Origin of the sequence: Tardiphaga sp. P9-11, assembly GCF_008329525.1 — a bacterium.
Lineage (GTDB): Bacteria > Pseudomonadota > Alphaproteobacteria > Rhizobiales > Xanthobacteraceae > Tardiphaga.
The window spans coordinates 1,309,626-1,322,607 of the sequence record NZ_NPKQ01000002.1 but is presented as its reverse complement, the minus strand read 5'-3'; the positions used below and the strand labels follow the sequence as shown (position 1 = coordinate 1,322,607).

13 protein-coding genes and 1 tRNA gene are annotated in these 12,982 nt (G+C 61.9%); 6 read left to right on the top strand and 8 right to left on the bottom strand.

The window, feature by feature from the left end; translation table 11 throughout:
- Positions 1–352: 352 nt before the first annotated feature.
- Positions 353–559: a hypothetical protein gene (locus tag CIW50_RS12570; protein ID WP_149531514.1), complete on the bottom strand. Its 207-nt coding sequence runs from the start codon at positions 557–559 to the stop codon at positions 353–355.
- Positions 560–888: 329 nt separating this feature from the next.
- Positions 889–3,126, bottom strand: coding sequence for a flagellar biosynthesis protein FlhA (gene flhA / locus CIW50_RS12565; RefSeq protein WP_149531513.1), 2,238 nt, complete (start codon positions 3,124–3,126; stop codon positions 889–891).
- 241 nt (positions 3,127–3,367) lie between these two features.
- Between flhA and CIW50_RS12560 the strand changes: the two genes are divergently transcribed.
- On the top strand, positions 3,368–4,588 hold the full coding sequence (locus tag CIW50_RS12560) for an MFS transporter (RefSeq protein WP_149531625.1): 1,221 nt from the start codon (positions 3,368–3,370) through the stop codon (positions 4,586–4,588).
- Here CIW50_RS12560 and CIW50_RS12555 read toward each other — a convergent pair.
- From CIW50_RS12555 to CIW50_RS12545, 3 genes are all read right to left on the bottom strand, one after another.
- Positions 4,585–4,962, bottom strand: a complete 378-nt coding sequence (locus tag CIW50_RS12555; protein ID WP_149531512.1) for a hypothetical protein — start codon at positions 4,960–4,962, stop codon at positions 4,585–4,587. The two genes, CIW50_RS12560 and CIW50_RS12555, sit on opposite strands and share 4 nt — an antisense overlap.
- A gap of 170 nt (positions 4,963–5,132) precedes the next feature.
- Positions 5,133–5,540: a DUF4864 domain-containing protein gene (locus CIW50_RS12550; protein WP_149531511.1), complete on the bottom strand. Its 408-nt coding sequence runs from the start codon at positions 5,538–5,540 to the stop codon at positions 5,133–5,135.
- 376 nt (positions 5,541–5,916) lie between these two features.
- A tRNA-Ile gene (locus tag CIW50_RS12545) sits at positions 5,917–5,992 on the bottom strand.
- A gap of 79 nt (positions 5,993–6,071) precedes the next feature.
- On the opposite strand from CIW50_RS12545, the gene CIW50_RS12540 reads away from it, so the two are divergent.
- Entirely contained in the window at positions 6,072–6,353 is a 282-nt protein-coding gene (locus CIW50_RS12540; RefSeq protein WP_246664234.1) for a hypothetical protein, read from the top strand.
- A 17-nt stretch (positions 6,354–6,370) separates the two neighbouring features.
- On the opposite strand, the gene CIW50_RS12535 is transcribed toward CIW50_RS12540, so the two are convergent.
- Positions 6,371–7,348 carry a Bug family tripartite tricarboxylate transporter substrate binding protein gene (locus CIW50_RS12535; RefSeq protein WP_149531510.1) on the bottom strand — a complete coding sequence of 326 codons (978 nt, stop codon included), beginning with the start codon at positions 7,346–7,348 and terminating at the stop codon, positions 6,371–6,373.
- A 148-nt stretch (positions 7,349–7,496) separates the two neighbouring features.
- On the opposite strand from CIW50_RS12535, the gene CIW50_RS12530 reads away from it, so the two are divergent.
- Positions 7,497–8,477 (top strand): TAXI family TRAP transporter solute-binding subunit, encoded by a 981-nt coding sequence (locus tag CIW50_RS12530; protein ID WP_149531509.1) that lies wholly within the window; start codon positions 7,497–7,499, stop codon positions 8,475–8,477.
- Positions 8,478–8,485: 8 nt separating this feature from the next.
- Here the strand turns inward: CIW50_RS12530 and CIW50_RS12525 are convergent, their stop codons facing one another.
- Both CIW50_RS12525 and mobA read right to left on the bottom strand, forming a co-directional pair.
- Positions 8,486–9,694: an ABC transporter substrate-binding protein gene (locus tag CIW50_RS12525; RefSeq protein ID WP_149531508.1), complete on the bottom strand. Its 1,209-nt coding sequence runs from the start codon at positions 9,692–9,694 to the stop codon at positions 8,486–8,488.
- 54 nt (positions 9,695–9,748) lie between these two features.
- A complete protein-coding gene (mobA, locus tag CIW50_RS12520) occupies positions 9,749–10,381 on the bottom strand; it encodes a molybdenum cofactor guanylyltransferase MobA (RefSeq protein WP_149531507.1) in 633 nt (210 codons plus the stop codon).
- 70 nt (positions 10,382–10,451) lie between these two features.
- Here mobA and CIW50_RS12515 point away from each other — a divergent pair, with 70 nt between their 5' ends.
- The 3 genes from CIW50_RS12515 (at position 10,452) to CIW50_RS12505 (ending at position 12,911) form a co-directional block, all read left to right on the top strand.
- On the top strand, positions 10,452–10,700 hold the full coding sequence (locus CIW50_RS12515) for a sulfurtransferase TusA family protein (RefSeq protein ID WP_093760742.1): 249 nt from the start codon (positions 10,452–10,454) through the stop codon (positions 10,698–10,700).
- 201 nt (positions 10,701–10,901) lie between these two features.
- Positions 10,902–12,560 (top strand): OFA family MFS transporter, encoded by a 1,659-nt coding sequence (locus CIW50_RS12510; protein WP_149531506.1) that lies wholly within the window; start codon positions 10,902–10,904, stop codon positions 12,558–12,560.
- A gap of 87 nt (positions 12,561–12,647) precedes the next feature.
- A complete protein-coding gene (locus CIW50_RS12505; RefSeq protein ID WP_149531505.1) occupies positions 12,648–12,911 on the top strand; it encodes a hypothetical protein in 264 nt (87 codons plus the stop codon).
- Positions 12,912–12,982: the final 71 nt, after the last annotated feature.

The window sequence follows — 12,982 nt, the reverse complement described above, 5'->3', positions numbered from 1 at the left end:
GACACACACCACCCTTCGCGTCTGACGGCGCGCCGCCACCCCTCATATCTTCGAGGGGGACTGCTCACACCTCGGACGCGCAAGCGCCGCGAGACAGGATATGTGTGGCTGTTTGAAATTCTGGATCAGAAATATTGGCATGCGCCCTGTGTCGGCCCGCATCATACGCGACTGACGCCAAGTGGGCTTCGGGCTACTTTTGAGCACCTGCGTCAACGACCTACCCCACAAAAGAAAAACGCCCGTGGGGAGCGGGCGTTTTCCATTCAGAAGCTCACTCGGGGGGAAGTGGAGCTCCTATATATTCACCTGACGACCTTGGGGGACATCGCCACGCGAATTCCGAAATTCCTTAGCGGACCATGCTGGCGTTCGAATTGGTCACAGCAACCGGTTGGCCTGCTTTGATCACGCGAGCGCTCACAGTCTGGCTATAGCCTTCGTCAGCATTCATGCGGGCAGAGATTCCGAAGCCTGCCACGAAGATACCGGCGACCAGAGCAACGATCACCACCTTCAGGTGGGTCATGCGATCCGCGCTGTAAATCGAGTGGTTCATTGGAAACGCTCCCTGCCGTCTTACTCTGCCTACGACCGTTTGTGTCGCGTCCGCGTCGGCAGGTTCAACTGATCACGCACAGGAAACGTGGTGTCGGGCCGTTCCGTTCCAAATAGGTGATCACAAGGCAGTGATAAGACGTGATCCGGCGCGATTGAGACGCCCGGTTTGGCCCCGGAGTTTATAAATTATTATTTAATCTCAGATCGTTAGGGGTGATTCGCGCTGTTGCCCCGAAATGGCCTCGGGGTGCGGCATTCTGGCAAATCTCTTGTCTGTGACGAATTTGCATCGGTTTCGGGCAAGGTTGCTGACCTCTTGCCGCCGAATCAGACGCTACCGACGGTCTTCAGGCGGGCGCGGGGATGGATTTCCGCCTGTGACAGCACGGTGGTTTGCGATCGGAACCGTTCCACCAGCGAGCGCACGAACGGCCGGATCGAGGCCGAGGTAACCAGCACCGGCGCTTCGCCTTCGCGCGCGGCCTGTTCGAAACGATCGCGCACGGTGGTCATGAACTCCGACAGCTTTGACGGCTGCATCGCGAGGCTGCGTTCTTCGCCGGTGCCGATGATCGATTCCGCGAAGGCCTGCTCCCACTGCGCCGACAGTGCGATGAGCGGCAGATAGCCGTTGTAGGACGTGTTCTGCGCGCAAATCTGTCGCGCGAGGCGCGCACGCACGTGCTCGACGATGGTCGACGGGTTGCGCGAGAAGGCGAGGGCGTCGGCAATGCCTTCGAGGATGGTCGAGAGATCGCGCACCGAAATACGTTCGGTGAGCAGCAATTGCAGCACGCGCTGGATACCCGACACGGTGATGAGCGAGGGGACGATATCCTTGACCAGTTCGCCTTGTTCCTTCGGCAGGTCCTTCAGCAGCTTCTGCACTTCGCCATAGGACAGTAGATCCGACATGTTGCCCTTCAGCAGCTCTGTCAGATGCGTCGACAGCACCGTGGCAGCATCGACCACGGTGTAGCCCTTCAGCGATGCCTCTTCCTTCAGGCCGGCATCGACCCAGGTCGCGGGCAGGCCGAATGTCGGCTCTGTCGTGTGAATGCCCGGGACATTGACCTGATTGCCGCCGGGATCCATGACCATGAACTGGTTCGGCCAGATGCGACCGGTGCCGGCGTCCACTTCCTTGATCTTGATGATGTAGGTGTTGGCCTCGAGCTGCACGTTGTCGAGGATACGGACCGACGGCATCACGAAACCCATTTCGACGGCGAGCGACTTGCGCAGTGCCTTGATCTGCTCGGTGAGGCGATCGGTGCCGTCCGGCCCGTTGACCAACGGCAGCAGCGCGTAGCCCAGCTCGATCTTGAGGTCGTCGATCTTGAGCGATGCGGAGATCGGCTCGTCCGCGGCAGCGGCTTGCGCTGCTGCGGCAGCAGCCGGTGCGGCGGCCTGGTGGGCGACTTCGGCACGGGCGATCTTGTTGCGCTTGTTGGCCGTGACGGCGAGATAGGCTGCGCCGCCGCCGAGTGCGAGGAACGGCAGCATCGGAATGCCTGGCAGCATCGCCAGCGTCAGCATGACGCCGGCCGACATGCCCAGCGCCTGCGGATAGCCGGAGAATTGCTTGATGAGCGCCTTGTCGGCAGCACCGCTGATGCCGGCTTTCGACACCAGCAGGCCAGCTGCCGTCGACACGATCAGCGCCGGCACCTGCGTCACCAGACCATCGCCGACGGTCAGCAGCGTGTAGGTGCGGCCTGCTTCGGCGAAAGAGAGGCCCTGCTGGGCGACGCCGATGATGATGCCGCCGATGATGTTGATGAACACGACCAAGAGACCGGCAATGGCGTCGCCGCGCACGAACTTCGAGGCACCGTCCATGGCGCCGAAGAAGCCGCTTTCGTCTTCGAGGTCCTTACGGCGGGCCTTGGCGGTGGCTTCGTCGATCAGGCCGGCGGAGAGATCGGCGTCGATTGCCATCTGCTTGCCGGGCATCGAGTCCAGCTGGAAGCGCGCCGCGACTTCGGCGATACGGCCCGAACCCTTGGTGATGACGACGAAGTTCACGATCACGAGGATGGCGAACACGATAATGCCGATGACGAAGTTGCCACCCATCACGAAGTTGCCGAATGCCTCGATGACATGACCGGCAGCGGCAGTGCCTTCGTGGCCGTGCGACAGGATCAGGCGGGTCGAGGCCATGTTCAGCGACAGCCGCAGCATGGTCGAGATCAGCAGCACGGTCGGGAACGACGAGAATTCCAGCGGCGTCTGGATGAATAGCGCCGTCATCAGGATCAGCACCGACATGGTGATCGAGATCGCCAGAAACAGATCCAGCACGATGGCCGGCAGCGGCATGATCAGGACGATCAGGATCGTCAACACGCCGAGTGCGAGGCCGATATCGCCGCGCAGCACCGCCGTCTTGATGCTGGCGAAGTCCAAACCGCCGCTCTTGGGTGCGCCCAGACCCTGGCCCGCGATCAAATCCGTCATCGATGCCGCTTCCCCGCGCGAATGTCGCTCGCGACTGCCGAACGTCTGCGCGGCGGCCGAAGGGCCGCCGATCCGCAAGTGAGGCACCGCACTGGCATCCACGGGCATTCCCCGGTCAGCTGACGAGACGCGACTCCACTCGGCAATTTTTGCCGTGTGTATGGTTAGTAAAGGGTTAACGAGGCGTTACTGCGCGGCTTTGCCACAAGCCCGGAGCCAGTTTTAGCCGAAACGGTCTGCTGTACTGTTTCTGCATGCCTAATCCTTCGGCATATCGCTTGACCCGTGGGCACACGCCGAGGATGTTGCCGCCGTGACCATCGCGACCCCCACCTCAGATTCGATGCCTTTCCTGCCCGACTCCCGTCAGGCATGGATCCGGCTGTCGCTTGCCCTGATCATCGGCTCGCTCGGCAGTGTCGGCATGTGGTCGGTAGTGGTGGCGCTCCCTGCCGTGCAGGCCGATTTCGCGGCCAGCCGCGGCGCAGCATCGCTGGCCTTTACCCTGACCATGGTCGGCTTCGGGCTCGGCGGCGTGGTCGCCGGCAAGCTCACCGACCGGTTCGGCATCGTGGCCACCATTGCATTCGCCGCCGTCCTGATGGGGATCGGCTATCTCATTGCCTCACAGTCCACGGCACTCTGGCAGTTCAATCTTCTGCATGTGGTGATCGGAGCAGGATCGTCGGCGACCTTCGGACCGCTGATGGCGGAGGCGTCGCACTGGTTCGAACGCCGGCGCGGCATCGCGGTGACTGTCGCCGCGACCGGCAGCTATATTGGCGGCACGTTGTGGCCGCCGATTGTCAGCTGGGGCATTCTGACTTTTGGCTGGCGCTCGACGCATATCAGTGTCGGGGTCGTCACAACCGTCCTGATGCTCCTGATGCTCGCGGTTCTGCGCGCGCAGATGGGCACGGTCACGCGACGTAGTCACGTCAATGCGCCGCCGCCCAAGGTCGATCTCCAGCTCAGCAACAACACGCTGACGACGCTTCTCTTCGTGGCCGGCATTGGTTGCTGTGTCGCCATGGCGATGCCGCAGGTCCATATCGTCGCTTATTGCGGGGATCTCGGCTACGGCGTAACGCGCGGCGCCGAGATGCTGTCGCTGATGCTGGCCTGCGGGATTGTCAGCCGTGTTGGCTCGGGTTTTCTGGCCGATCGTATCGGTGGCATTCGCACACTGCTGATCGGCTCGTTGCTGCAGGGATTCGCACTGCTGTTCTATTTGTTCTTCGACAGCCTGGCCTCGCTTTACATTATCTCGGCGATGTTCGGCCTGTTCCAGGGCGGTCTGGTGCCGGCCTATGCCATCATCATCCGCGAGGCGATGCCGGCGTCCCAGGCCGCGACGCGGGTCGGCATCGTCATCCTGGGTACCGTAGGCGGCATGTCGCTCGGCGGCTGGATGTCCGGCGTGATCTTCGACGCGACAGGCTCCTATGCGGCGGCGTTCATGAATGGCCTCGCCTGGAATGCGCTCAACGTCACTATCATCACGGCGCTGATGCTGCGTGCGCGTCGCCGGCTGGCTTTCTCGTCGGGGGCGTCGGTCGCCTAAGGCGCCAGATCCTGCACCGGCGGCATCGCCGGAAATCCATCGATAGGCACGTTTTCGAGCGCGCGTTTGGCCGGGCCATTGCCGAACATGCAATCCAGAGTCGGCTCGGCTATCGCCGTCATGGTCCGCTGGATCAAAGGTTGTTTTTCAGGTGACAGCCAGTTCTCGTTCAGCGTCGGCACGCCGCGCTCGGTGACCCCGTACAGGATGGCATCGAGAATGTCGCGATCGCCGATCTCGCCGATCAGTGCACTCCGCACGCAGTCGCAGATCGCTTCGGGATGTGCATAGCGCGACACCATGAAGGGCGCGCAGAGCCGAATGAACTCGCCGCGCGGATCGGGCATCAGGGACAGGCGGCGCGCGTCAGCCATCGACAGTGTCGGCATCCCGCAAACCAGCAGGCTGCTCAGGATAAAGGGAGACAGTGCGCTGAGGGACAGATGCCGCAACAAATTCACCCGGGAAGCAACCGCAGGACGAGAGAAGTGCAGGACCTGTTATAGATGATGTGCGGTACGAATGTGAATGCCGCTGTGACGTGCTACACGCCTTGGCCGACCTTCAGCAGCATGCAGCCGCTGATCTTCAGGCTGCCATCGGATTGCGGTTCCAGCGTATAGAGCGCATCCCACGGCACGCCGTCGGCATCGACGATGCGGACCTTCTGCTCGATCGTGCCGCCGGATGTGCTGCTCTCGGTGAATTCGAAGCTGCGATGGCGATAGACCGGTGCATAGGCGTTGCGCACCATGCTCATGAAGCTCTCCGGATCCGTGAACATGCCCTGGATGCCGGGGGCCGCGAAACCATAGGCTTTGGCGCCGTCGTCGCGGGTAAACGCATCGGCTTGCGCGCTGATGATTGCGCGCGCGGCTGCGACATCGTCTGCCGCGGAGACGGGAGCGGCGAGGCCGATCAGGACGATAAGGAACATAAGAAGCTGGCGCATGCGGTCACCTTTGCGAGGGGCGGATGATCCAGCTACGGCCAACCGGCGAAGCGGTTTTCACACCGTGGCAAGGTGCGGGCTACCAGTGGCCGCCAAGCTGGAGGCCGGCGACATAGAACACGGCGAAGGTGAGCGCCATCGCGGCGCCGGCGAGCAGGCGCTCGGAATGTGTAAGATTTTGGCCGGGCATGACTGCGATCAATGGATGGTCTGTGCAAAGGCATCGGCGGCAATGCCGGCGAGCATGAAGACCGTATAGATCGCCAGGCCGAGAACTTCGAGCTTCCTGCGCATCCGCTACTCCTTCAGATTGGGTATAAGGATGCCACTTCATGGTTAGCGCGCGGTTAAAACGCGGTTTCCACGCACGCCGAAATGGTGGGCCCGGCAGGACTCGAACCTGCAACCAGACCGTTATGAGCGGTCGGCTCTAACCATTGAGCTACAGGCCCCGCCGGCGTCCGCGGGATGTAGGGCCGGGGACGGCGGTGCAGGCATTCCTTATATCGACCGTCGCTTGCGGGCAATGCCGTGGCCTTGGGGCCGGAACTTTGGTCCGGTGGTGGCGTTGGGCCGCGCAATTTAACGCTTGGAGGCGCGGGTGTTTCGCTGGGCTGTCATCTGTCTGATCATTTCCTGATCGCCGGCGGCCTCGGCCTCAGCAATATCTCGGCCTTCGCCAAGAAGCTCTCGATCATCTTCTTCGCGCTGTTCTTCCTCGGCTTCCTGGCCCTCCTGGGCTTCGCGTATCTGGTCGCCGGGGCGGTCAGCAGTTCTCAACTACTGCCCGCCATGGTTGCGGTGAGCGTCTAGACAAAAGGGTGTCTAGCTCAGTCGACTGACACGCCGGCGAACTCCACCACCTTGCGCCATTTCTCGGTCTCTGTGGCTACGAGCTTGCCGAATTCCTCAGGTGTCATTGGCTTCGGCAGACCGCCGGTCTCGGCGAGCCGCGCGATGAGCTTGGGATCCTTCAGCGCTTCGCCCACGGCCTTGTTGAGGGTGGCAATCACTTCGGGCGGGGTGCCCTTCGGCGCGGAGATGCCGTAGAAGCCGACGGACTCGAAGCCCGGCACCGTCTCGGCAATGGCTGGGACATCCGGCACGATGGGCCAGCGTTGCGGCGAGGTGACGCCGAGTGCGCGGACGGTGCCGCCGCGCGACTGCTCGAGCGCCGTGGGCAGGTTGTCGAAGATCAACTGCACCTTGTTGGAGATGATGTCGGGAAACGCGATCGCCGAGCCGCGATAGGGCACGTGGATCATGTCGCACTTGGTCATCGCCTTGAACAATTCGGCCGACATATGCACCGAGGTGCCATTGCCTGATGAAGCATATGAAATCTTGCCGGGATTGGCCTTGCAGTAGTCGATGAACTCCTGGACCGTTTTCACGGGCATGCCATTCGACACCACCAGCATATTGGTCAGCTGCATGATGCTGGCGACCGGCACGGTATCGCGGATGAAGTCATAAGGCAGCTTCTTGTACAGCGAGGTGGAGATCGCATTGTTCGGCGCGACGAATAGCAGCGTATAGCCATCCGGCGCCGAGGTGACGGCTGCTGCTGCGGCCAGATTGCCGCCGGAGCCTGCGCGGTTCTCGACGACGAATTGCTGGCCGAAATGATCCGACAGCCACTGCGCCATGATGCGCGCCACGATATCGACCGGGCCGCCGGCCGCGAAGCCGATCAGCCAGCGCACGGGGCGATCGGGATAGCCGGCAGCAGAAGCGGGGAGGGTTGCCGTGGCAAGGCTGGCGAAGCCGACAAGACACAGAACAGCAGCACGCAGAAAAGCGATCATAATCCCTCCCAGACATGAAAATCGCGGCGGTGATGCGCGACGTTGTTTGATCGGGCTTGCCGCCCGTTACCTCCATGCTTTCACAGAATTCGGATTTTGCCTACAAGCATGGCTCAACGATGCAGGCTGAACGACGTCAGGATGCCCCATGAAAATGATGCCGCTTCTTTGCGCAGCACTTCTGATTGTCACCACGGCCGTTGCGCAGGAGGGAGCCAAGCCGATGTCGATCACGATGCCAGGTCCTGTTCTCAGCTTGAGTCTCGGCACGGCGACGCCTGGCGGCGGCTTTCCGCTCTATGGTGACGCTTTTGCCGAGGTGATGAACAAGGCCGATCCGTCGCTGACCCTTGCGACGCGCAATACCAAGGGTTCGACCGAGAACATCCCGTTGCTCGAAGCCGGCCAGCTCGATCTCGCGCTGGTGGCCGGTGAGCCAGCTTATGAGGCGTTCAAGGGCATTGGCCGGGCACCGACGAAGCTCAAGATCATCACCGCACTCTATTCCAATCCCGGCATGTTCGTGGTCCGCGCCGACAGCCCCTACAGGACGATCCGCGATCTCGTCGGCAAGCCGATCGCCTTCGGCGCAAAGGGGTCTGGTCTGGTGATTCTGTCGCGCTATGTGCTGGATGGGCTTGGTCTCGATCAGGACAAGGATTTCCAGTCGGTCTATCTCGACCGCGCCGGCGATGGCCCGGCCATGGTGCAGGACGGCCGCGTGGCCGCATTGTGGGGTGCAGGATTGGGCTGGCCCGGTTTCAAGGCCATGAGCGAAAGCCCGGGCGGCGCGCGCTTCATTGCGCCTGACGCGGCGGAGATCGCGCAGATCCGCGCCAAGCATGCTTTCCTCAAGCCGATGCTGGTCGACGCCAACAGCTACCCGAACCAACCGGTGCCAATCGCGTCGGTGGGCTCGTGGAGCTACATTCTCGCGCGCGAAACGCTGCCCGATGACGTTGCCTATCGACTGGCGAAGACGCTGCATGGCGCCGAGGCCACGCTCGGCGCCCGGCTCGCGCAGGCCAAGGAGACCACGGCATCGAACACGGTGGCGTCAGCACCTGACGTGGCGCTGATCCATCCGGGCGTGCTGAAGTATTTCAAGGAGATCGGGGTGGTGAAGTAGTCGGTCGTCTACTTCTTCCCCAATGCACAGGCTGGATCCGGTGGGCCGAACGCTTCCTCGCCGGAAATCTTCGCGAGGATCTTGTAGTAGTCCCACGGATATTTCGACTCTTCCGGCGACTTGACCTGCACCAGCATCAGGTCGTGCACCATCAAACCATCCTCGCGTAGTCTGCCGTTGCGCGCGAAGAAATCCTCGATCGGCTTCTCGCGCATTTTCGCGGCAACCTTCAGAGGCTCGTCGGTGCCAGCCTCCTTGATGGCATTGAGATAGACCATGGTCGAGGAATAGACGCCAGCCTGCCACATGGTGGGCATGCGCTTGGTCTTCTCGAAGAAGCGCTTCGACCAGGCGCGAGTCTTGTCGTCCATATCCCAGTAGAACGCGGTGGTGAGCAGCAAGCCCTGCGCGGTCTGGAGCCCCAGCGAGTCGATGTCGGTGATCAGCGCCAGCAGCGCCGCCATCTGCTGGCCGCCCTTGAACACGCCGAATTCGCCGGCGGTCTTGATCTCGTTGATGTTGTTCGGCGGCCCGCCGGCGATGCCGATGATCTTGGCCTTCGAGGCCTGCGCCTGCAACACGAAGGACGACAGGTCCGATGCGCCGAAGGGCGGTCGCACGTTACCCAGCACCTTGCCGCCGGTCCTGGTCACCACGGCCGATGCATCGCGTTCCAGCGCATGACCGAACGCAAAGTCATCGGTGATGAAGAACCAGCTATCGCCGCCGCGTTTCACCACCTCCTGTGCGGTGCCGACGGCGAGCGCGCGGGTGTCGAATACCCATTGCATCGTATAGGGCGAACAGAACTTGCCGTGAAAGTCTGCAGCGCCGGTCGAATGGGTGATGAACAGCCGCTTCCTGTCGTTGGCGACATTCTGCACGGCAAGACCAACGGCAGAGACCGGCACGTCGACGATGAGATCGACCTGATCGACATCATACCATCGCCGCGCCAGACTCGCGCCGATATCGGGCTTGAGCTGATGATCGCCGATGATGATGCTGATCGGCTTGCCGAGCACGGTGCCGCCGAAATCGTCCACGGCCATCTGTGCGGCGGTCACCGAGCCTTGGCCCGATGGCGTCGAGGCTGGCCCGTTCATATCAGTGAGCACGCCGATCTTGACGACGTCGTCAGAGACCTGCGCGGAGGCGACGGACGTGAGCAATACGAATGCAAGGCTAGAGATCACGGACAGAGATGTGCCGCGCATGAAGGTCCTCCCATATGTCGCGACACTTCGGCCGCGTGTTGGGAGAAGCTTAGGTCAGGCTTTGTCGTCGAGCAATGCGAGCCGTTCGGCTTCGGCGATGTCGTCCATCGTGTTGGCATTGAAGAACGGATCGACGGGATCGACCGGCCATTCCACGGTGGCGAGCCTGTAGCGGGACGTCCAGCGGCCGACCTTGCGGATGTCTTCATTGACAAGCGCGTGCCGTAACTCATGGCGCAGCGCGACATCCCACAGTCCGATGACCGGATGCGATTGTCCTGCGGAGGAGGCGACAGCAAGCTGCGCATTCTCTGCGATGCGGGCGTTATGCAAACGCGCGACGAGATCGCGCGGCAGGAACGGGCAGTCACCGGCGGCACTCAGCATCCAGGTGACGTCCGGTCGGTTGGCGGCTGTCCATTCCAGGCCTGCGAGAATGCCGGCAAGGGGGCCAGGAAAATCCGCGACGTCGTCGGCAATCACCGGCAGACCGAAGGGTGTAAATCGCGCGGGGTCGCCATTGGCATTCAGCACCAGCCCATTGCATTGCGGTGCGATGCGCGCGATCACGCGGGCCAGAATCGTCGTGCCGCCAATCTCACGCATCGGCTTGTCGCCGCCGCCCATCCGGCGCGCCATACCGCCCGCGAGAAGTACGCCCAGAGTGGCCGGATATGTGTTCGTCATCGCCATACCGCTGCATATGACATTTGACGCCAGCTCGATATAACGCAGTTACGCCAAGTGGAACCGCACGATGCCCGTGACCAAGCTCGACCTGACCGGATTGAAATGCCCACTGCCGGCGCTGATGACGCGCAAGGCGATGAAGGCACTGTCGGTCGGCGATCGGCTCGAAGTCCACTGCACGGACCCCCTCGCGGTGATCGACATCCCTGCGTTGATCCAGCAAAGCGGCGATCAGATCGAAGCCTCCGAACGCAGCGGTGACGTGATCGTTTTCTTCATCGAGAAACGAAATGCTGCGATTGCAAATCGCGATTGAATTGCTGCGATGCAGTGGAAATCATTGATAAATTTTCGTTGCTGATACCTTTGGACTATCGACTCTCGCAGTCGCTTCTGGCCCTGTTCCCAAAGTGCGAGTGCGCGTGAATCTTTGTCTGTGCACCGCAGGGGAATTGACGAAGCGACTTTTTCAAATCGCAGACCGGTTCAGAAGGGTCGGATGCAGGGGAGAACTTTCATGACAAGTGTGGGCAACGCCGGAACACTGTCTGGCACCAAGCCAGGATTGCTGGAACGCGAACGCATCATTGCGACTGCCGGCTTCAACCGGTGGCTGGTTCCACCTGCGGCACTCTGCATCCATCTCTGCATCGGCATGGCCTACGGCTTCAGCGTGTTCTGGCTGCCATTGTCGCAGGCGATCACCACACCCGCTTCGAAGGAAGTGTGCGACGGCATGAGCCTCGCCACAGAACTCTTCACCACGACGTGCAACTGGAAGGTCGCCAGCCTCGGCTGGATGTACACGCTGTTCTTCGTGCTGCTCGGTGTCTCCGCTGCCATCTGGGGCGGCTGGCTCGAACGCGTCGGTCCGCGCAAGGCCGGCTTCGTCTCGGCGCTGTGCTGGTGCGGTGGTCTCGTGCTCGGTTCGATCGGCGTCTACACGCATCAGCTCTGGTTGCTGTGGATCGGCTCCGGCGTGATAGGCGGCGTTGGTCTCGGCCTCGGCTACATCTCGCCGGTATCGACGCTGGTGAAGTGGTTCCCGGATCGTCGCGGCATGGCGACGGGTATGGCCATCATGGGCTTCGGTGGTGGCGCGATGATTGGATCGCCGCTCGCCAACCTCCTGATGAACTATTTCAAGACCCCGACCGATGTCGGCGTCTGGCAGACCTTCCTGGCCATGGGCGTCATCTACTTCGTGTTCATGACCATTGGCGCATTCTCCTATCGCATCACGCCACCGAACTGGAAGCCGGAAGGCTGGACCCCGCCAGCGACCGCGAACGCGATGATCACCACCGGCCACGTGCATCTCGACAATGCGCACAAGACCAAGCAGTTCTGGCTGATCTGGGGCGTGCTCTGCCTGAACGTGTCGGCGGGCATCGGCGTCATCGGCATGGCCTCGCCCATGCTGCAGGAGATCTTCGCGGGCAAGCTGATCGGCGCGCCCGATCTCTCCTTCAGCCAGCTCTCGGCCGCGCAGAAGACTGCGATCGCCGGCATCGCAGCCGGCTTCGCGGGTCTGATCTCGCTGTTCAACATCGGCGGCCGTTTCTTCTGGGCCTCGCTGTCGGACAAGCTCGGCCGCAAGAACACCTACTATACGTTCTTCATCCTCGGCATCGTGCTTTATGCGCTGGTGCCGACCTTCGCGGCGATGGGCAGCAAGGTTCTGTTCGTGCTGGCCTTCGGCATCATCCTCTCGATGTATGGCGGCGGCTTCGCGACCATCCCGGCCTATCTCGCCGATATCTTCGGCACCCAGTTCGTCGGCGCGATCCACGGCCGACTGCTGACGGCCTGGGCAACCGCGGGTATCGTTGGCCCCGTGGTGGTGAACTACATCCGTGAATTCCAGATCGCTGCCGGCGTGCCGCGGGCACAGGTCTATGACTTCACGATGTACATCCTCGCCGGCATGCTGGTGCTGGGACTGATCTGCAACATGCTGGTGAAGCCACTGGCGCCGCATTGGTTTATGAAGCCGGAAGAAGTCGCCGCGCTTCAGGCCAAGGGTGCTGCAGCCGCATCGACCGGCGGAGGCTCCTACGGCATCGGCAAGGGCGGTTTCGACGGCTCCGCCATTGCCTTCTGGGCCTTTGTCGGTGTCCCGCTGTGCTGGGGTGTTTGGCTCACGCTGCAGAGCGCCGCGCGCATCTTCCAGTAAAACCTGTGCGGGATCGGCAGCGAAAGCTTCCGGTTCCGTATCACATCTGACGAACAATCTTCAAAACAAGCACATTCGGGGATAACGATGACACGCATCACTACGGGCCTCGTGGCCGCACTGTTCGTTGTGACTTCAATGGGCGTTGCTTTGGCACAGGCGCCTGCGACGCCGGCAACCCCTGCTGCGCCTGCCAAGATGAAGCTGAACAAGCAGAGTCTGAAGGACATGAAGGCGAAGTGGAGCGCCAACAAGGGCAAGCTCAAGGCCTGCCGCAAGGAGGTCAAGGTCAAGGGCCTCGCCGGCGACGACCGCTGGTTCTACATCGAAGACTGCATGGCCAAGAGCTGAGCGAGCGCTGGTCTTTCCGGCAGTTCCAGCCTCCTGATTTTTATGCCGTGCCTATGAACAGGCGCGGCTGC